Origin of the sequence: Mucilaginibacter sp. (assembly GCF_039921305.1) — a bacterium.
In the GTDB taxonomy this organism is placed as follows: Bacteria; Bacteroidota; Bacteroidia; order Sphingobacteriales; family Sphingobacteriaceae; genus Mucilaginibacter.
The window spans coordinates 235,960-255,379 of the sequence record NZ_JBDSCA010000015.1 but is presented as its reverse complement, the minus strand read 5'-3'; the positions used below and the strand labels follow the sequence as shown (position 1 = coordinate 255,379).

The 19,420-nt window shown below is 43.9% G+C and carries 21 protein-coding genes; 6 read left to right on the top strand and 15 right to left on the bottom strand.

All coding sequences use genetic code 11. The features are described 5' to 3' along the window. Nucleotides 1-3: 3 nt before the first annotated feature. From ABIN91_RS03970 to ABIN91_RS03955, 4 genes are all read right to left on the bottom strand, one after another. A complete protein-coding gene (locus tag ABIN91_RS03970; RefSeq protein ID WP_348048689.1) occupies nucleotides 4-438 on the bottom strand; it encodes a hypothetical protein in 435 nt (144 codons plus the stop codon). A 161-nt stretch (nucleotides 439-599) separates the two neighbouring features. After that, nucleotides 600-1,067 carry a 5-fold beta-flower protein gene (locus ABIN91_RS03965; protein ID WP_348048687.1) on the bottom strand — a complete coding sequence of 156 codons (468 nt, stop codon included), beginning with the start codon at nucleotides 1,065-1,067 and terminating at the stop codon, nucleotides 600-602. Nucleotides 1,068-1,163: 96 nt separating this feature from the next. Continuing rightward, nucleotides 1,164-1,964 (bottom strand): zinc-dependent alcohol dehydrogenase, encoded by an 801-nt coding sequence (locus ABIN91_RS03960; RefSeq protein WP_348048685.1) that lies wholly within the window; start codon nucleotides 1,962-1,964, stop codon nucleotides 1,164-1,166. After that, entirely contained in the window at nucleotides 1,951-2,199 is a 249-nt protein-coding gene (locus ABIN91_RS03955; protein WP_348048683.1) for an alcohol dehydrogenase catalytic domain-containing protein, read from the bottom strand. Before ABIN91_RS03955 ends, ABIN91_RS03960 begins: the two co-directional genes overlap by 14 nt. 248 nt (nucleotides 2,200-2,447) lie before the next feature. Between ABIN91_RS03955 and ABIN91_RS03950 the strand changes: the two genes are divergently transcribed. Then, entirely contained in the window at nucleotides 2,448-2,825 is a 378-nt protein-coding gene (locus ABIN91_RS03950; RefSeq protein WP_348048681.1) for a response regulator, read from the top strand. A 314-nt stretch (nucleotides 2,826-3,139) separates the two neighbouring features. On the opposite strand, the gene ABIN91_RS03945 is transcribed toward ABIN91_RS03950, so the two are convergent. From ABIN91_RS03945 to ABIN91_RS03930, 4 genes are all read right to left on the bottom strand, one after another. Further along, complete coding sequence (locus ABIN91_RS03945) at nucleotides 3,140-3,547, bottom strand: hypothetical protein (RefSeq protein WP_348048679.1); 408 nt, start codon at nucleotides 3,545-3,547, stop codon at nucleotides 3,140-3,142. Between the two features lie 81 nt (nucleotides 3,548-3,628). After that, on the bottom strand, nucleotides 3,629-4,000 hold the full coding sequence (gene queD, locus ABIN91_RS03940; protein WP_348048676.1) for a 6-carboxytetrahydropterin synthase QueD: 372 nt from the start codon (nucleotides 3,998-4,000) through the stop codon (nucleotides 3,629-3,631). A 140-nt stretch (nucleotides 4,001-4,140) separates the two neighbouring features. Further along, nucleotides 4,141-5,373, bottom strand: a complete 1,233-nt coding sequence (hemA, locus tag ABIN91_RS03935; RefSeq protein WP_348048671.1) for a glutamyl-tRNA reductase — start codon at nucleotides 5,371-5,373, stop codon at nucleotides 4,141-4,143. Nucleotides 5,374-5,881: 508 nt separating this feature from the next. Continuing rightward, entirely contained in the window at nucleotides 5,882-7,756 is a 1,875-nt protein-coding gene (locus tag ABIN91_RS03930) for a beta-L-arabinofuranosidase domain-containing protein (protein WP_348048669.1), read from the bottom strand. 229 nt (nucleotides 7,757-7,985) lie between these two features. On the opposite strand from ABIN91_RS03930, the gene ABIN91_RS03925 reads away from it, so the two are divergent. Next, nucleotides 7,986-8,204: a hypothetical protein gene (locus ABIN91_RS03925; RefSeq protein ID WP_348048667.1), complete on the top strand. Its 219-nt coding sequence runs from the start codon at nucleotides 7,986-7,988 to the stop codon at nucleotides 8,202-8,204. Between the two features lie 11 nt (nucleotides 8,205-8,215). Here the strand turns inward: ABIN91_RS03925 and ABIN91_RS03920 are convergent, their stop codons facing one another. After that, nucleotides 8,216-8,977: an HAD-IIB family hydrolase gene (locus tag ABIN91_RS03920; protein ID WP_348048665.1), complete on the bottom strand. Its 762-nt coding sequence runs from the start codon at nucleotides 8,975-8,977 to the stop codon at nucleotides 8,216-8,218. A 1-nt stretch (nucleotide 8,978) separates the two neighbouring features. After that, nucleotides 8,979-9,158: a hypothetical protein gene (locus tag ABIN91_RS03915; protein ID WP_348048657.1), complete on the bottom strand. Its 180-nt coding sequence runs from the start codon at nucleotides 9,156-9,158 to the stop codon at nucleotides 8,979-8,981. Between the two features lie 70 nt (nucleotides 9,159-9,228). Between ABIN91_RS03915 and ABIN91_RS03910 the strand changes: the two genes are divergently transcribed. Next, complete coding sequence (locus tag ABIN91_RS03910) at nucleotides 9,229-9,603, top strand: response regulator (protein ID WP_348048655.1); 375 nt, start codon at nucleotides 9,229-9,231, stop codon at nucleotides 9,601-9,603. A gap of 66 nt (nucleotides 9,604-9,669) precedes the next feature. Further along, the gene (locus ABIN91_RS03905; RefSeq protein ID WP_348048653.1) at nucleotides 9,670-10,254 is read left to right on the top strand and encodes a DUF4142 domain-containing protein; all 585 of its coding nucleotides are present in this window, start codon (nucleotides 9,670-9,672) and stop codon (nucleotides 10,252-10,254) included. A 63-nt stretch (nucleotides 10,255-10,317) separates the two neighbouring features. Here the strand turns inward: ABIN91_RS03905 and ABIN91_RS03900 are convergent, their stop codons facing one another. Together ABIN91_RS03900 and ABIN91_RS03895 are read right to left on the bottom strand one after the other, a co-directional pair. Beyond that, nucleotides 10,318-11,529, bottom strand: a complete 1,212-nt coding sequence (locus ABIN91_RS03900; protein ID WP_348048651.1) for an ABC transporter substrate-binding protein — start codon at nucleotides 11,527-11,529, stop codon at nucleotides 10,318-10,320. A gap of 68 nt (nucleotides 11,530-11,597) precedes the next feature. After that, the gene (locus ABIN91_RS03895; RefSeq protein ID WP_348048649.1) at nucleotides 11,598-12,911 is read right to left on the bottom strand and encodes a protein kinase; all 1,314 of its coding nucleotides are present in this window, start codon (nucleotides 12,909-12,911) and stop codon (nucleotides 11,598-11,600) included. A gap of 95 nt (nucleotides 12,912-13,006) precedes the next feature. On the opposite strand from ABIN91_RS03895, the gene ABIN91_RS03890 reads away from it, so the two are divergent. Together ABIN91_RS03890 and ABIN91_RS03885 are read left to right on the top strand one after the other, a co-directional pair. Beyond that, a complete protein-coding gene (locus ABIN91_RS03890) occupies nucleotides 13,007-15,031 on the top strand; it encodes an HRDC domain-containing protein (RefSeq protein WP_348048647.1) in 2,025 nt (674 codons plus the stop codon). Between the two features lie 101 nt (nucleotides 15,032-15,132). Then, entirely contained in the window at nucleotides 15,133-15,798 is a 666-nt protein-coding gene (locus ABIN91_RS03885) for a dihydrofolate reductase family protein (RefSeq protein WP_348048645.1), read from the top strand. Between the two features lie 91 nt (nucleotides 15,799-15,889). Here the strand turns inward: ABIN91_RS03885 and ABIN91_RS03880 are convergent, their stop codons facing one another. The 3 genes from ABIN91_RS03880 to recN form a co-directional block, all read right to left on the bottom strand. Then, nucleotides 15,890-16,702: an SDR family oxidoreductase gene (locus ABIN91_RS03880; RefSeq protein WP_348048643.1), complete on the bottom strand. Its 813-nt coding sequence runs from the start codon at nucleotides 16,700-16,702 to the stop codon at nucleotides 15,890-15,892. Nucleotides 16,703-16,863: 161 nt separating this feature from the next. Next, entirely contained in the window at nucleotides 16,864-17,676 is an 813-nt protein-coding gene (locus ABIN91_RS03875; protein WP_348048641.1) for an energy transducer TonB, read from the bottom strand. Between the two features lie 62 nt (nucleotides 17,677-17,738). Next, nucleotides 17,739-19,400, bottom strand: coding sequence for a DNA repair protein RecN (gene recN / locus ABIN91_RS03870; protein WP_348048639.1), 1,662 nt, complete (start codon nucleotides 19,398-19,400; stop codon nucleotides 17,739-17,741). Nucleotides 19,401-19,420 lie beyond the last annotated feature (20 nt).

Sequence of the window (19,420 nt, the reverse complement as noted above, 5' to 3'; positions counted from 1 at the left end):
GTGTTATTTTTTTAGGGTGGGTGCTCCCGGCGTGGCTGGTATCTGGCGGATCTTTAAATGTTCCGCCTTGGTCAGTTCCAGTACAGTACTTTTGGTGGTATGCAGCTCTTCCGTAAATCCGGCAAGCTCTTTTTCGATGCCAGCATACTGCTCGATCAGGGTGAGGTGCAGTGCTGAACTGGCCGTGGTGATTAGTGGTTCCAGTTGGTGCAGGTAAGTTTCTATGGTTTGTTTAAGGTCATGGTACCTGATGCCGATAGCGGCGATCTGTTCAAATTCCGCAGGGTGAGCTTCGGTTGCCAGGAGGTCCGCGGCGCGCTTTTTTAAAAATTCATATTCAGTTTCTAAAAAGGCCAGTTCAGATAGCCATTGTTTGCTGACGAGGTAAAGTTCCTGTAATTCAGTGTTGAGTTGGTTGTCTTCGATGATCGTTGTCATGATTTTTATTTTTATTCAAAGTTCAGGAATGATCACCTTGTAAATGTTGACCGGGGTCACCAATAAGAGTGATCAAGATCAGTTTTAGGGATAGCAAAGTTTGCCTGCCTAAATGTGAAAAGCTGACGTAAGTTCATATTCTTACGTCAGCTAACTTTCGGCTACATGTGATGCGGACTCTCCTTGTCCTTTTTTTGTTGTAGAAAAAAGCAATGGGCAGCGCAGGCGTGCAGTTTATAATTTTTGTGCGTAGTTCCCATATTATGCCCCTCGGGGTCTAATAATTCGCAGGTAGTTTCGTTAATGTTTTTCAACTGAAGCACAACCTGTCCCTGATTGTTGTAATAATTGCCATTCTTCTTTGCCATGCCTAATTTGGTGCCTTTCGAATCTATTACGTTCCCGTTGTTATCAATAAAATAAAGTTTTTCTCCTTTATTGTTTTTTACGATATCGTTTTTTGTGATGTAACCCAATTTGGTACCCGCCTGATCATAAATGCCTCCTTTTGCATTAATGCGAATTTGAGCTGGTTTGGCTTTTTCCGGCGGTTTTTGAGCAAATGTGTTGATAGTACATATCATTAAAATAGCTAAAATGCTGACGCATATTATATTTATCTTTTTCATGGATTTTAGTTTTCTCAGGCAAACCTGATCGTGAAAATAAACTTGTTAACGATTACTGATCATGTAAAAACATGGTCGTATTTAGATTATTTGGTATTACTGCTTGGCGATATCCAAAACAATGCGCCCTTCGACGTGCCCATTTTTGAGGTCGCTCAGTACCGTATTGATATCTTCCAGTTTGGCGGTATGTACGGTAGCTTTTACCTTGCCTTCGAGCGCGAAGCCGACCGCTTCCTGCAGGTCTTTACGGGTGCCGACGATAGAACCGCGTACGGTATAACGATTGAGTACGGTCTCGAATATCGGCAGGTCGAAACTGCCCGGTGGTAATCCGTTGAGGGCGATCGTTCCTTTTCTGCGCAGTGCCGAAAGGCCTTGTTTGAAGGCGATCGGTGATACGGCCGTTACCAATACACCGTGCATACCTCCGGCTTCCTTTTGCAGGAACGCGCCGGGGTCTGTGTTCCGTGCATTGACGGTCAACTCTGCACCGAGGCTTTTTGCCAGGTCCAGTTTATCATCGTCCACATCTATGGCCGCCACGTGCAGGCCCATCGCTTTGGCGTATTGCACGGCCAGATGACCTAAACCGCCAATGCCTGAAATAGCCACCCATTCCCCCGGTTTGGCTTCGGTCTCTTTCAATCCTTTATACACCGTGACCCCGGCACAAACGATCGGGGCGATCTCGATGCAGTTGGTATTCGCGGGAAGGTGTGCCACGTACCGGGCATCGGCGACCACGTATTCGGCATATCCGCCGTCCACGCTATACCCGCCGTTCTGCTGATCTTTACATAATGTTTCCCAGCCGGTGATGCAGAACTCGCAGCAACCGCAGGCACTGTATAGCCAGGGGACACCAACGATGTCACCTTCTTTAACATCTTTCACATCGGGCCCCAAAGCTACAAACGTAGCCGATAGCTTCGTGGCCGGGAATCAGTGGCATTTTGGGTTTGACCGGCCAGTCACCGTCGACAGCATGCAGGTCGGTATGGCACACCCCGCTGGCGATGACCTTGACCAATATTTCATTTTTGCCGGGCATGCGCACCGGCATTTCTTCTATCTGCAATGGCTTTCCAAATTCGCGGACAACCGCTGCCTTCATTGTTTTAGGGATCATAAGTTTATGGATTAAAAATGTAACAGCTAAGGTTGTGACTGGGTGGGTAAACAGAAATGACGGTCATCATCAATATGAATGACTAACATCACAATAAAAGTCTGACACTAAGCACATCTGTATTACTGTTTACCTTAACCTATCAACTTTATTTTTCGTCCTTATGTAGAAATAAAAACCGTACATTAGTATGGCATTTTACAACCGGTCAATGTTTTTTTGATTTGTACCGAAGAACCCATTTTGACATGCCTTATCGTAATAAAACGATCCTGCTTATAGACGACAACGAGGATATCAGGGAGAGTACCGCAGAGCTGCTGCAGTTGTCCGGGTTTCACACCCATATCGCGGATTCGGGAAAAACAGGTCTGGTGATGGCGATCGAACTTCAGCCCGACCTGGTGATCTGCGATATCGTGATGTCTGAAATGGACGGCTATGAAGTGTACAACTCATTAAAACAAAACCACTTGACGGCTCATATCTGCCTACTGTTTTCGACAGCAAAAGCGGAGGATTCAGACCGCTTGAGGGCTGAAAAGATCGGAGTTCATCATTACCTGGTTAAACCCTTCGATGAAGACGAATTGATCCGGTGCATCCGGAAATGTTTAGGCATGTAAGACAGCGGTCATTATGTCGCCCTGTTTAATAGGGCGAAGTTACTTTAAAACAGGTGGCCCAGGCTTGCCGCGGGACAGCTCATAATATGACCCTTATCATGACTTTGGTTGATGCCGGTCACATTTCTTTGCCTGAACAGTACCGAACTTTGGCCCTACGATGGCTTTATCTGCAAAAACAAAAGTTTTTTTTGACGAGACTGGAAAGAGTTCCCGGTTCTCCATGGAAGCGATAAAATATAATTTTCTATTTAAAGGGTACTTTAAAGACCTCGAAAAACAAAAGAAAAAGGCCAGAGAAAAAGTAGCTCAACTTAATCATCAATAAAATGAAACTTCACAGAATTCTGATCGCTATCGACGATACGCCGAGCGCGGAAATGATCGCTCTGAACGGGCTTCAACTCGCCAACCAGTTCCATGCGGCAATAGGTTTGGTCAGCATCATTAACCCGCTGCTGCCTGTCAACTATGACGATGCTACGCCAAAAGAGATCGAGGATATGATCGACAACTATAACCACGCTTCGCAGCAGCGTGTCATTAACCGGGTCTTTAAAGATGTTCCGGTCAGGTGTTTTATTGAAATGGGTAAACCCGGCGAAGCGATCAACAAAATAGCAGAAGAATGGCAGGCGGATATGATCGTAATGGGTACGCATGGTCGTAAGGGCTTTTCCCATTTTATCATGGGTAGTGTGGCCGAAGAGGTCATGAGGCATTGCAAAAAGACATTGGTCGTAATACCGATACCTCCTCAAATTTAGGCCATGCTGATCGGTAACGCCCCTCTGAAACAAAGATCAGGGCTTAACCGGTCGTGTCCCCTCATAGATCACTCCGGAGGAAATGGTCTCCTTTAATTCGATCCTGATAAGTCCGGCTACGTTCGGCATGACCTGATCCCAGATCCAAACAGCCAGCAATTCAGCGGTAGGGTTAGACAGGCCTTCAACATCATTCAATAAATGATGATCCAGTTTTTCGAGTACCGGCCGCATAATCTCTTTCAGGTTGCCAAAATCAAACACCCAGCCCTCGTGATCCAGGATTTCACCTTCGACATAGACTGTCAAATGATAAGTATGCCCATGCATGTTTTTGCATTTATGGCCTTCAGGGACATTCGGAAGAAAGTGGGCGGAATCAAAAGAAAACTGTTTATAGATCAGCATATTTTTATTGTGACGTTTTAACCAGACCGGATATCATAGTTGCGCGCAGGTGTCGTTTACCGGTGCATGAAATTATGAATTACCACATTATGTCAAATACCAGGTCATTATCCAAGTACTGGAATTGATGATCAAAAAGATCAGGACCTATTGATAATGCAGGTGCTGACCATAAATTCATTAAGCGCGTTGATCGAATGGCAACCTATCTGATCATGATGCCGCATTTTACCGGCAAGGTCATTAACGGTTTTTTGAATGGTCAACACCGGATCATGTGACGGTACGACCATGATCGCATGTTGACGGTAGATGCTTTGCAACTGCATTTTTAAGGATTTTAGAATACGTGCATTCGTTTGCGATCTTTCCCATTGCAAAAAGGAATCGATCTCATCCGAAATTATCGCCATGGCTTTGGGTATTTCCGCTTTACGTTGTTCTATGGTCGCATCGCGAAGGGCGGAAATGGTATCAATATTTACCAGTTCGACCCCCGCTAACATTTTTATTTCCGGGGCCACATTGGCGGGAACAGAAAGGTCGATGATCAGTTTTTTGCTATCAGCGGTGAAATGTTCTTTCAGTAGTACAGGGGTGGGAGAATTACTGGCTACCAGAATGATATGAGCCTTGGCTATCTCCGCCTTTAACTCGCCTATCTCCCGGCAATCTAAACCTAATTCATTCGCTAATGCCAAAGCTTTGTCAAATGACCGGTTGATCAAAGTGATATTGGTGATCCCTATTTGATCAATAAGGTTTTTACAGGTATTGCGACCGATCTTACCCGTCCCGATCACAAGAATGCTGGTGTGCTTGGTGATGTCATATTTTTCCCGGATGTATCGTACCGCAGAAAACGCGACCGAAACACTCCCGTTACTCAATTGGGTTTCATTTTTGATCCGTTTTGATGACCGCAAAGCACAGTTGCTCAATCTCTCCAAAAAGTGGTCGATCATGTTACGCTCCCTGGAAAATCTGATCGCACACTTTAGCTGTCCTATAATTTCATAATCACCTAATATCTGGGAGTCTATGCCTGCCGCGACCTCAAATAAGTGCCCAACCGCCCGTACCCCGTGTTTGATATACCCAAAAGTTTCAAACAGCGCTAATGGATCTGGATCCGTACCACATAGCATAGTGAGAACCTGATCTGTATTTTCGGCGAGACAGTATATCTCGGTACGATTACAGGTTGATAGCACAAATAGCGACGAGATGCCGCCTGCTTGTGCATCTTTTAAGATACGCTCATACTTTTGTTTGCTTATCGCAAATGTGCCGCGCATTTCTGCATCCATATTTCTGTAACTGATGCCAGCGACAAAAAAACCTGCAAGCCCGTTCGTATTGATTTCTACCATCTGTTATTTCTCCAGCGAATATGGCCTTTTAGTCCATTTATGACCGCCATAAAAGTCATCAAATGCAAGAGGACCGTTCCTGATGACCATCATGGAAAAATGTGATAATGCTCATATTTCAAAACACCAAAGCTCGGAAAAAACGATCAAAATAATCAATTATCCAACGTTAATCGAGCGGGCATTCAATACCATTTCCTGGCCCCAGGTTGGAGAAAACAATTTGATTGACCCCTCTTCGCCAATTTTAAGTTATTGTGTATAAAACTCATTATCAGGATGCGAAGAAGGAATTCAATTTTGGCAGGAGGGGTCAATGGTCTGTGGTTTTTCCAAGCATGGTGTATAGAAAATTTATGGCTTCGGCGATACTGGAATGCCAATTACCTGCTCTGCGCTCAATGCCAATAAGGCAGACCAACCAGGAAAGGCCACTTATACCTCAATAGAAACCAATACAAACAACGATAAACTAATTAAGGCATAAATACGCGGCCAGCCAATAGCGTTAAAAATCTCTGAAAGTTGCGTAAACACCGTAAGATTGGTTATCAATATCAAAGAAAGGGCGCAATTTATAGCTCTTGCCATTATTGTTTAATGTAAAAGTAAGAGTGGACTTATCTGTGGCTGCAATGCTGTTCAGTACGTCCTGCTGTGCGCCTTTTAAAATAAGCTCCGCTTTACTTTCAAATGCCAGCATAGTGGGGCCGTAAAATAGGGCCACTACATTTTTATCATCCGGCATAGCTTTGAGGTAAAAATTATAGTGAAACACTAATCTAACCTTGTCGTTATTTTTCCATTCGCGGTTAAGGCTGATATAAGTGCCGGGTGAAATGCCAATATTTTGCTTTTGATCATTTATATACACCTCTGCCTTGCCTGCCCACGTTGGCACCAATAACTTTAACGCGAATGTGGTTTTCTTTGTGGCTGTGAGACTAAACTCCACTACAGTGTCGGCCGGAAAACTACCTGTTTGCATTAGTGTGATGTTTTTGCTTAGCCAATTTACCTTTGACGGCACATACAGGTTAACCCATAAGGCAGAATCATTATGGAAATAAATATTACTGTTAAGCATGGCAAACGCTTCGACAGTGGTGCCGTTACAACAGCGAAAATCGTTGTCTTTTAAAAACGCCTTACTTCTTGGCGAGCCGAGTGGCAAGTAGTAAACAGCTTGCCCGGTATGGGCATTTTGTAAGGCCATAACCGCATTGTAAAAAGTATTCATGTACATATTGGCATATTTTGCATTCGCAGTCCATTCAAAAAGCGAAGCCGTAAGTTTTTGTGTATTATGTGATACACAGGATTCGGCTATCTCTCTGGTCATGGTATTGCTTAACTGGTTAGGTACTCCCCAATGCTCGGCTGTAAGCGAGGTGGGGGTAGTAACGTTTGGCCGTGGCCCGCTGCTTGATCCGTTGGTATAAGCGTGGCTGCCAATAAGCATATCCCAAAAATTGCATGCCGCATCATGATATTGCTTTTCGCCTGTTAGGGTATATCGTTGCGCAAAGCCATTAACCAACACCAAGTGGGTATTAGCGTGGAGGCCCGATAGCATATCTTTATTTTGGGCTAATGGTTGCAATAGCCAGTCGCGATCAAATAACTTAGCCAAGGCCAAGTGTCGAGGGTCTTTAGAAACTGTATATAACTTATACAAAACCTCGTTCATGGCACCTGCTTCGTTACCAGGGTTGGCTTCAACGCTATACAGCACTTTATCAATGGTTGCCGCATCCAGTTTGGCCATACGCTTTTCAACATACGAGGCCATATTAATAACCATACCGTAGGCTTTTTTGTTACCCGTGCGTTCATAAGCATCAAGCAGCCCCTGCATTATTTTATGGTAAGTATAATAAGGTGCCCAAACACCGCCAAAGCGGGTTTCCAGTACATCAAAATCTCTTTCGGGAAATGCACTCAGATAACCGTTACCCAGGGCCAATTGGCATTTATCTAACTCATCTACCATGTAAGTTAATCGCTGGATTAATAAGGGGTCTTTATAGCGCTCAACCAGGCTTGAAATTGCCGAAAGATAATGCCCAACAAAATGCCCCCGTATTCCAATGCCAGGCGCTTCCCAGCCTTCGAGCGGTTTGGCGGTTGAGGGGAGTTTGGCATTCACCCTGAAGTTGTGCAGCAAGCGGTCGGGGTCGAGCGATTTTAAATAAGCCGTGTTGAGGTCTTCGCGACGCTGCACCCACGATGAATCGAGCGTTACGGCTGAGCTTTCAAAGGTAACCGCTTTTAGCGCGGGAGGTTGAAAGGCCTGCTGCGCTTTTAACGCCGAATTAGCACCCAATAATAAGTAAACAAATAAATACCGGGTGATGGACAGCTTAGTATGCGATTTTTTCAACGTGATGGTTTTTCTTTAGTGCAAACGTGTTCGTAAAAATATCAATTTGATATTAGAAACTGTTTAAGTTTTGCTCAATAGTAGTTTTATGGAAGCCAAATAGATCATAGCCAGTGATGTTTACTGGAGAAAATAATTTGATTGACCCCTCTTCGCCAATTTTAAATTATGTGTATAAAACTCATTATCAGGATGCGAAGAGGGAATTCAATTTTGGCAGGAGGGGTCAATGGTCTGTGGTTTTTCCACCATACAGCGATTAATGCCTGCCGGCGATGTGCGCAAAAAACTATTTGTTGGTAGGCGCCACCTGGACGGCAGGCGGTGTTGGCCTACAGGCCTGGTTTACGATAGCGGTGGTATACAAGGCCATAGCAAACCGCCAGGCGCATCTATAGGTACCAGCGTGTTAGCTAATAACTATGGAAACTTATTTCCAGGTGGCTAATACTTTTGCTTTTATTTCTTTTTCTGTTTTACAGCAAGGCATGCAGTTATCGCCTCAATAACTCTTTTAGTTTCTTCCGGGTCTCTTACCTGTATGCAATTTACACCCGTTTTACGAGCAGGGTAATCGTTGCCGCCTTTAAACAAGGCATCGCCAATAAAAATCATTTCGGTTATTTTAATATCCAGTACTTTTTTGAGTTTGCGGATGCCATAAGCCTTATCAATTCCGGGTTTGGTGATATCGATAGATGTAGCGCCACCCAAATGCACCGAAAATGCCGATAAAGTTTTATCCAGTTTTGTTTTGATCTTTTGGCGTTTGGCAAATTTAGGGTCCCATTTTTTCTTTTGCGGCAGAGGCGCTTTTTGGCCCAATGCCGAAAAGGTGATCTGGCTGCCTCTGTCTTCTATCTGCTCACCCCATGTTTTGCTGGCTTTAAAGCCCGATGCGGCAACGGCTTCGTTCAGGGTGTCTATAATAATATGCTTTTGTTCTTCGGTAAAGTTTTCGGCGTAGAGCTCTTTCCATCCTTTTTTGTACTGGTAGTACTTAGTGCCGCAGGTTGGCAGGATAGATAATTTTTTAAAGAGCTTTTTATTGGGAAGGTGTAATAAAACCTGTTTTTCAAACTGGGGCCAGTCGCCGCCAGATATGATGGCGACATGGGCAACAGCCAGCAAATCACTTAATATACTTGCCATTTCACTATCAATAGCAGCTTTGCTTTCGGCCAGTGTCCCGTCAAGGTCAAACACAATTAATTTTTTCATATTATGCTTTGGATTGTTTTTTTGCCCATGTTTTGGCGTTTTTTACACCAATGGCAATGGCTATACCTTCGTCCATATTTTCTTCGGCAAGCAAGGCGTTCGCTATTTCCACCGCCTTGTTGCGGATAGGTAAAGGCAGGTTTTTCATTGACGGCGGATAGTCGCCTTTTATCCAGGGCATAATATTCTGTTTTTATTTACAACAACTTGGGCTCATTGTGGTTTTATTAAAAAATATACCTGCCACGGCTATGAAAAATAAGATATTGATACTTGATGATGACGAAGATATACTGGATATACTTTCTTATTTATTGAAGGAAGACGGGTACGACATCCGTGGTAGCTCACATGGCGATAACATATGGTACGCGATCAAAGAATTTAAACCCGACCTGATATTGATGGACCTGATGCTGGCTGATCTGGATGGACGGTCTATCTGCAGCGCTATTAAAGAAAACCCTGCAACTCAGGATACAAAGGTGATCATGATATCGGCACGATCAGACCTGAGGCCAAAACTTGGTGAACCTGGTTCGCCCGATGATTTTATAGCCAAGCCTTTTGATATTGATAATGTACTTAAAAGAATCAAAAAGCAATTAACGAATAATAACTTATAGTTTATTATTAATCGTTCAAACTTATTTTAATAACGTGCGTTAATTAAAAATTAAACAAACCACATTATGAAAAAGCTAAGCTATTTATTGATGATTGCGGCTGCCGCCTACACGTTTCAGGGTTGCGGTGGGCACAAAGATGCCAAAGAAACTGCCGACAGCCTGAACAAAACTAAAGACACCACAACCAATGCCATGAATACCGGTGGTATTGCAGTTACTAATGATGATGCAAAATTTGCCACTACAGCCGCCGATGGTGGTATGGCCGAGGTTGCTTTGGGTAAACTTGCATTAAGTAAAACCAGCAATGCAAGCATTAAAGAATTTGCTACCATGATGGTTGCAGACCATGGTAAAGCAAATGATGAATTAATGGCTATTGCCAAAGCTAAAAATATTACGTTACCAGCCGCGGTTGATTCAACACACCAGAAAAAAATGGATGAGCTGACCAAGATGAACGGTAAAGACTTTGACAAAGCTTATGTTGATGCCATGGTTGATGGCCACAAAAAGACATTGGACTTAATGAATGACGAAGCCAAAGACGGTAAAGATGCTGAATTGAAAGCGTTTGCCGCTAAAACAGCTCCGGTTGTACAAACACACCTGGATCATATCAACAAGATCCATGATGCAATGAAATAATCAAAAACTTTTGTTTGATTGAAAGGGGGAACAGGTTATGCTTGTTCCCCCTTTTTTGTACTCTTAATCGTCAGACTTTCCAACCAAAGTCCAGCTATACGTAGTTCCGGTTTTGGCGATGCTGAAATAATCAAAGGTGCCATTGGCCCTGTCGCCGGCAGCATCTAAAGCTTCCGCGCCTACTATCCCGGTATTGGCGTTTGCTTGCTGAATAAACAATGTTTTAAGCGCGGTAAAATCTGCAACGCTTCCTTTGGTGGCTTCCAGAGTGTAGGCTATGGTCCACATGGCGTCGTAAGCTACCAGTGCAAAAGCGTCGGGGTCTGTATTGGTTTTGGCTTTGATCCTATCGGCAATGGGTTTCCATTTGGATTGATTAGCAGTTGGTAAACCGAATGATGGCGCGAAGAAACCCGTTTTGATCACAAAATCGGCCACGGCGGCATCGCTTGTAAAGGCGGTGCTTAAAACCACACCATCGCCACCAAACCATTTCACGCTACTCAAAACGGGATCTAAAGCGGCTAGTTTAAAAATATCGGCACCTTCGTCGAATGATGATAAGTAAATGGCAACTTTATCGGCACCTTGTGAGGCGATCAAGGTATTAACCTGTGTTTTAATTGCTGCTATTAATGCGGCATAATTTGTAGTGGTTGTTGCATAGGGTGCAATGGCCGAGATTATACCACCTTTGGCGATAAACGCCGTACCTGTTGAGGTTTGTAAACCTTTATTACCCGCATCATCGCGTGATACGGTAACCAAACCTTTAAAGCCTTTTTTGGCTATGGTAGCGGCAATGGCGGCACCCTCAATTTTATCAGACGGACAAAAGCGGAAGATGGCATCATTGGCTATGGCCAAACTACCTGCTGTGCTGCTTTGACTTACTACAATAATCTGGGCAGCATCGCTCAATGGTTTAATGGCTGCCAGTTCGGCGCTTGATTGCGGACCGATCACAAAGCTTACTTTATCGTTTTTGGCTTTGGTGAAAAACGTTTTGGCAATTGTGGTATCGAGCTTGGTATCCGATACGGAAACCGCCATCCGGAAACCCGCGTTTTTGTTAGCGAGATAAGCATTGATATCATCGGTAGCCAGTTCTAAAGCCGCTTTTGAGGTAATACCTAATGACGACCAGTTGCCCGTTAGCGAGAAAAGGCCGGTAATATTAATGGTTTGAGGGTCAACGCCGTCGTGTTTGGTACAGGCGTTGAATGTGATCGCAATTGCCAATAATGCAATTACAGGAATAAGTAGTTTTTTCATTGATAGTGATGTATGATAACTTAGGACAATGTGGTGTTAAAAATACATAAAATATTGCGAATCAGTTACTAAGAATCCTGTTTTGTATTGCAATTTAGCAATTCATTTTCCAGATATTGAAAATCTGGCCGGGATGCGACATCCTTATTCATACAGGCATCTCTTAATTTAGCGAGTTTAATTAAGGCTTGATCTGCTTGGTGGCATAAACCCAGCAAATCATCTATCAGGCAGCCATAAGCCCTCACTTCGATGCGCTCTAACGCAGAGGCAGATTCTTTGCCTGACAGCTCATAAAAACAGGCTGCTCCAAAATCTCCGAAAAGGGTGTTGCCCTTATCATCTATCAAAGTATTGTGGGCATACATATCGCTGTGCATAATTCCGTTACTATGTAGTTGCGTGGCTACCGATGCGATTGTAGTTGCAATTTTTAATACTTGTTCAGCCGAAAGACTCAAACCTTCTGTGAAAACATCCCTGGTGCAGCTTTCAAAACTTGGGGGCAGGCCCAGGTTGTAAAAACGCTGGGGGATGAGTTCCATGATCAGGCCTTTTTTGTCTTCGGGATGCGCGGTTACTTGACCGATAATTTGTACCAAACCGGGATGCGCGCCCGCGATGATGCAGGCGTTCATCTCATCTTCAGGAAGGCCATCGCTGGTTACCGCGCCCTTGAAAATTTTGATGGCTACATCTTTTGGTTCATTACCGTTATTCCAGGTGGCTTGGGATATGATGCCTGATGCACCTTCGCCAAGCAAATGGCTGATCTGGAATTCATTCCAATGAATGAGATCAAGCAGTTGAGCAGCAGGCTTTTTGCAAAAGGGATTGCCTGAAAATGCCAGCCAGGATAGTTTAGGCATAGTTAATAACCATAATGGCAACTCTTTTAACTGGTTGGCCGAGATGCGCAACAGCTCCAGGTTACGGCATTGGCTAAGCTGTTGCGGTAATTCCTGAAGTTTATTCCCGGCAAGCATCAGTTTTTGCATGCGGTGGCAATTGCCTATTTCGGCAGGTAGTTTTTCAACTTTATTATTGGTGAGAATTAGCCAGCGTATATTGGGATTGACTGATTTTGGCGGTACTACTCCGATTTGATTTGACTTGAAACCAACGATATCCAACAACGGGCAATCGGCTAATACTTCGGGTAGCGTGGTGAATGGGTTTTCGGAACAGAAAAGGATTCGGAGCTTTTTTAGTCTGCCGAAATCGGGAGGTAGCGAACTTAAATTATTGCGCGACAGATCGAGAATTTCAAGTGTATCTGCCAGTTCAAATATCTCTTGCGGGAAGTGTGAAAGCTCTTCGGAAAGTTTAAGCGAGGTTGCTCCTTTTAACTCTCCGTTTTGTAGTTGTTGTAACGTTTGCATTGGCTTTAAAGTAACAAAAAAAGCAGGAGAATTTTACTTTAAAAACGCCAACAAATTGGGTTGATCAATTTATTCTGTATAAAATTGTAGCTGAGATGATGGAAGAGATGAACCCGGCGATGGCTTTGGCCTATGACTATGTAGAAACAACCAACACTACAATTTTTTTAACCGGAAAGGCGGGTACAGGTAAAACAACTTTCCTTCAGTTTGTAAAGAAAAACTCAAAAAAGAAGATGGCGATTGTGGCACCTACCGGGGTGGCTGCCATTAATGCCGGAGGGATGACGATACACTCGATGTTTCAGATGCCTTTTGGCCCTATCATTCCATCGAGTACGGCCCGGCCCGAGGTGCATTTTAGTCCGGAGAAAAAGGAGTTGTTATTTAACCTTGAATTATTGGTTATTGACGAGGTGAGTATGGTTAGGCCGGATGTGCTGGATTATATTGACCTGGTTTTGCGCAATATTAAAGATTCTTCGTTTCCGTTTGGTGGGGTACAGTTGTTTTTGATCGGCGATCTGTCGCAGCTTAGTCCTATTATTCGTGATGAAGAATGGATGATGCTGAGCCGTTATTATGCCAATCAGTATTTTTTTAGCAGCCAGGTTTTACAAAGAACACCGTTTGTGCGGATTGAGCTTGATCATGTTTTCAGGCAGAAGGAGCAGGCCTTTGTTGATATTTTGAACGAGGTGCGCAATAACGCCATCAGTGCCGAAAGTTTGGCGGTACTTAACGCACGGTATCAACCCAATTTCCGGCCAACGGTAGAAGAACCTTATATTACGCTTACCACGCATAACGGCATAGCGCAAAAACTAAATAATGAGTTTATTGAGGCACTTGAAGGTAAGGAGCTTGAATTTAAGGCTACCATTCGCGGGGAGTTTCCAAAGGACGCTTATCCTACGGAAGTTAATTTGAAATTGAAGATAGGCGCGCAGGTGATGTTTGTGAAGAATGATACATCGGCAGAGAAACTGTTTTATAACGGTAAGATAGGTTTGGTTACCGCTATTGAAAGTGACACCGTGTTTGTACAATGCGGAAATGAAAGTAAGGAAATAGCAGTACAAGCATTGGAGTGGACCAATATTAAATATCAATTGGATGAGGAGCAGATCAACGAAACCAACGCGGGGAGCTTTGCGCAAATTCCGTTGAAGTTAGCCTGGGCAATTACTATTCATAAAAGCCAGGGCTTAAGTTTTGATAAAGCGATTATTGATGTGAGCGAGGCTTTTGCGCATGGGCAGGTTTATGTGGCTTTGAGCCGGTGCCGTACTTTGCAGGGTATGGTTTTAAGAAACCCTGTGGCTGTTCATAATATTATTGGCGATAGGGCGGTAGCTTTATTTAGTGAGCAGACGCAGGTTATCCGGCCCAACCGGGAAAAGTTAGTACTGGACCAGGAACTGTATTGCCGGTTTTTACTGACAGAGCTTTTTAATTTTGCACCTATTCAAAGCCGGATGGGTGATTTTGGGGAAGTTATCCCAACTTTTAAAACCGATGTGATTGCCGTAGCTGAGAAACTATGCAGGCAAATTGATAATGTAGATGCGGATAGAGTTAAGAAGGCGGCAGGTTACTTTAAACAGAAGCTGGAAACCATAACGGAGGTTTTACATGGGCTGATACCGGATATGGTGAAGCAATCATCAGCACAAAAAGTACTTGCGGCTAAAGCTGATCAGTTGATGCTACGCTTTATGGCTCGGATTGAGCTGATGGCTTATTTTGCAAATGAAAGTTTTACTGCCGAAGCATATTTGCAGGTTAAAAAGGATGCGAATGCTAAATCTGCTTCGGATAAATCGCGGTCGTATGTGAAGGCGTTGAACGCGAAGCCTAACGAGAAGCTATTTAATGATATGATGATATGGCGGGCAAATGTGGCGGAGCAAAGTATGATTATGCCGAATATGGTACTATCAGAAAAAACATTGGCTACTATTGCAGAGAAACTGCCGCAAACCTTGAAAGTGCTCGGTGCTATTAAGGGTGTTGGCCAACCCAAAGCTGTGCAATATGGGCCGGATATCATCGCGCTGATAAGAGCCTATCAGCTAGAAACACAACCTGCTGATACCGAGCAGGGGACTTTGTTTTAACGGGTGGAATTTGTCGCGAATTGACCCTTTTAATGTCGTGTTCACACCGCTATAAATTACCCAAAGCCCATTAAATTTGTGTGTAAACAAAAACAAAAGCCATGAGAAAAATTATTGTTACCACATTTATATCAATGGATGGGGTGCTACAAGCACCCGGCGGGCCTGAAGAAGACAGAACTAACAGTTTTAAATGGGGCGGGTGGATGTTTCCGCATGGGGATGATGTGACGGATAAAGCTATAGCTGAATTAATGCATCAACCCTTTGACTTGCTGCTGGGCAGACGCACTTACGAGATATTCGCGGCTTATTGGCCTTACCAGGAAAATCATCCCGTGGCAGAAAAGTTTAACAGTATCGGAAAATACGTGGTATCGAGTCAATCGCCTGATCTGAGTTGGGAAAATTCAACGCTTATCACCGGGGATGTGGTGGAAGGTATAAAAAAATTAAAACAGCAAGATGGGCCTAACCTGTTGGTACACGGTAGTGGCAAGTTAGTGCAAACGTTATTGCAGCACAATTTGATTGATGAGTTACATACCTGGATACACCCGATAACATTAGGCGGCGGTAAAAAATTATTTGAAGAAGGAACCCAGCCCGCAAACTGGAAGCTAACAAATAGCATAGTTGCCAGCACCGGTGTAATTATAGCCAGCTATGTGCCTGATGGCGATGTTAAGTTGGGCTCGTTCGTTGCGGATGATCCCAGTGAGAAAGAAAAAGCCAGGCGCGAAAGGATAGAAAGAGGACAGTGGTAGTGTTGTTCTGCCTATCATAACAAACCTATCTAAAACAAATCGGGCCTTCAATTGAAGGCCCGATTTGTTTATATAAGATCATACTGTTTTCTTATTTCTCCATTTGCTCAATAACAGCCTGGCTAACTCCGGTGAAAGAGAAACCGCCATCGTGGAACAAGTTCTGCATGGTAACCATTTTGGTTAGATCGCTGAAAAGGGATACGCAATAGTTAGCGCAATCATCACCAGTGGCGTTACCAAGCGGGCTCATTTTTTCGGCGTAGCTAATGAAACCGTCGAAACCTTTAACGCCGCTACCTGCTGTGGTGCGGGTTGGTGATTGTGATACGGTGTTGATACGTACATTCTTTTTGATACCGTATTGGTAACCAAAGTTACGGGCAATACTTTCTAAGTACGCCTTGTTATCGGCCATATCGTTATAATCAGGGAATATGCGTTGGGCCGCGATGTAGGTTAAGGCCACTACTGATCCCCACTCGTTTAGCGCGTCCATTTTCATGGCGGTAGCTAATACGCGGTGTAAGCTCAGGGCTGATATATCTAATCCCTTATGGGTAAAATCGTAATTGTTTTCGGTGTAGTGAATGCCTTTACGCACATTGATACTCATCCCGATAGAGTGTAAAATAAAATCGACACCGCCACCAAAATGTTCCATACTTTTGGCAAACAGGTTTTCTACATCTTCGTTACTGGTAACATCGGCAGGTATTACCGGTGCGCCAATTTCTTCGGCCAGTTTATTAATAGTACCCATGCGCAGGGCGATAGGGGCGTTGGTTAATACCAGTTGGGCGCCTTCGGCATGACATGCCTGAGCTGTTTTCCAGGCGATAGAGTTTTCGTCTAATGCGCCAAAGATGATTCCTTTTTTACCTTTTAATAAGTTAAATGCCATTTGATGTATTTTGATTTACGGCGTAAAATTAAAATTATTTATCGGTAATGAGAATTATTATGCCGCTGGTTTTCTTTGTCGCCTGTATTGCGAAAATCTGATCAGGCTATTGATGATGTGATTAAAAATAGAAGAAGTAACAGGAGTTTGGGGCGAATGAGCTATTTATCAGTTAAAGCAAATTTAACCGAAACGGTTTGCTGGCAAGTTATCACCCTGCCGTAAGCGATGCCGGGCTTCCAGTGCGGACTTTGTTTAAGGATGTTTATTATTACATCATCGCAGCCGTAGCCTATACCGTTTAATACTTCAAATGCTGTTAAAGTACCATCGCGCTCAACGGTAAAAGCAATTTGCACCGTACCTTCAATATTGTTTTGGACGGCCTTTTCGGGATAGCTTAAATGGGTTTTGATATAAGCTTTGAATTTTTCGATGCCACCAGGAAACTCCGGGCGTATTTCGATAGCAGCAAATATCTCGGGGTTATCTTCCTTAGTCACTTTAAAAGTTGGCGTTATTTTGGGATGTATCCTTAGGGCATAGACTTCGACTGGCTGGAGTGGTGTTATGTTAGTAATGGTTTGCAAGGGTAAGTGTATGGTGATAAACCGGCTGCCGTTATTGAGGTAGGTGTATTTATCAAAAGCCCGCTGCACGGTAATGGTATCGTTAAACTTTGCGCCTTCTATTTTAAAATGGCCATTGGTATCTGTATGAGTAATTATGTTGTACTGATCGTGCTTAATGTCTTTTTGTTTAGATATCAGCATTACCCGTTGTGCAGGCTTACCTGTGGCATCGTAAATTATACCGCTCAGGTTGATGGTGTCTTTCCGGATGGTCAGCGTATCTGTTTTTTGCGCTAATGCCGATGTAAAAGCAATTAGAATGATTAATAATGTACCAATGGTTTTCATGCTTATAAGATGCATGCTGCCTTTGCTTTTCCATAAATAGGTTACTTTCTCCATTGTACACCTTGTTCTGTGGGATGCCGAAATAAATTAGGCATGACGGTTGAGTAGGAATAAGGTTATTGTGTTAATAATTCCCTTGCATTTTGCAGGGCGCTATTGCCGGGGTTGGCGCCGCTTAGCATTTTGGCTATTTCTAATACCCGCTCATCGTTATTTAGTGGTTTGATGCGGGTATAGGTTGTGGCGGCACTATCGTCTTTATAAATAAAGTAATGGCTTTGGCCTTTGCTGGCTATTTGTGGTAAGTGGGTTATGGTAATTACCTGTAAGTTTTGCGATAGGCGTTCCATTACCTGGCCCACTTTGTTGGCTACTTCGCCGGATACTCCGGTGTCTATCTCATCAAATATAATGGTTGGCAGGGCAGTGTTGCTTGCGATGAGCGATTTGATGCTGAGCATTAAGCGGGATAACTCGCCGCCGGATGCTACCTTGCTCATTTCGGACAAAGCATAACCTTTATTGGCCGAGAACAGGAAGCGGATATGATCGATGCCGTTCTGGTCGAAATCCGCGGAAGCTGAAATGGTGTTCTCTATTTTTAGGGTAGCATTGCCCATACCCATTTCGGCTAAAGTTTGCTGTACCTGCTTTTCGATAACAGGGATGGTTTTAGCCCGGTTATCTGAGAGTTGTTTGGCCCGTTTTTGTAGCGTGTCTTTTTGGGTGTTGATATGTTGTTGTAAAGCTTCTATCTCTTCGTCGCCGGAGAGTACTTGCTGGATCTTTTCTGAGAGATCGTCCTGAATCTGTAATAGTTCGGCATTGCTGCTTACGCGATGCTTTTTTTGGAGATTGTAGATAATGGTTAGGCGATCGTTAATGATAACTGTCCGGCCTTCGTTCATGATGGTGCTTTGCTCCAGGATCTCAATTTCGGACGCGATGTCTTTCAACTCGATCACCGCGCTTTTCAGGCGCTGGTTCAACTCTTCGATAAAGGGATTGAATTTTTCTAAGGCGGATAACTGATGCGCTGCTTCGCGGAGTTGGAGCAGGGCCGAGGTTTCGCCCTGGTCCATTAAGTAGTAGGCGCCTGCCAGGTTGCGTTTGATATCGCCGGCGTTGTTTAGGGCGTATAATTCTTGTTCCAGTTTTTCTTGCTCATCTGCGGTAAGCGAAGCTTTTTCTAATTCGTCGTATTGAAACTGGTGGTAATCCAGTTCGGATTTGGCGCGGTCGCTTTCCTCCTGTAAAGTTTTGAGTTTTGTTGTGGATGTTTTATAGGCGCGGTACGTGGCGTGGTACTCGTTCAGCAGATCAGGGTGTTTGGATACCGAATCGATCACCAATAACTGGAAAGTAGCATCGTTGATCTCTTGCGTGGCATGCTGTGAGTGAATATCGATCAGCTTTTCGCCAAGTTGTTTCAGGGTGTTTAAGTTGACCGGGGTATCGTTTACAAAGGCGCGTGATTTACCATCGGCGGAGATCTCGCGGCGAAGAACGGTTTCGGCAGCGTAATCCAGATCGTTATCCTCAAAAAAAGCTTTGATATGAAACTGACCTATCTGGAAAGTACCTTCTATGATGCATTTTTTTTGCTGGTTAAAAAAGTAACGGCTTTCGGCACGCTGGCCTAATATCAGCGAAAGCGCACCTAAAATAATTGATTTACCTGCACCGGTTTCGCCGGTAAGGATGTTTAACCCCGAGCCGAAGCTGATCTCGAGGTTATCAATTAAAGCATAGTTATTTATTTTGAGCTGTTGAAGCATAAAAAAAGTACCCCCGTTTT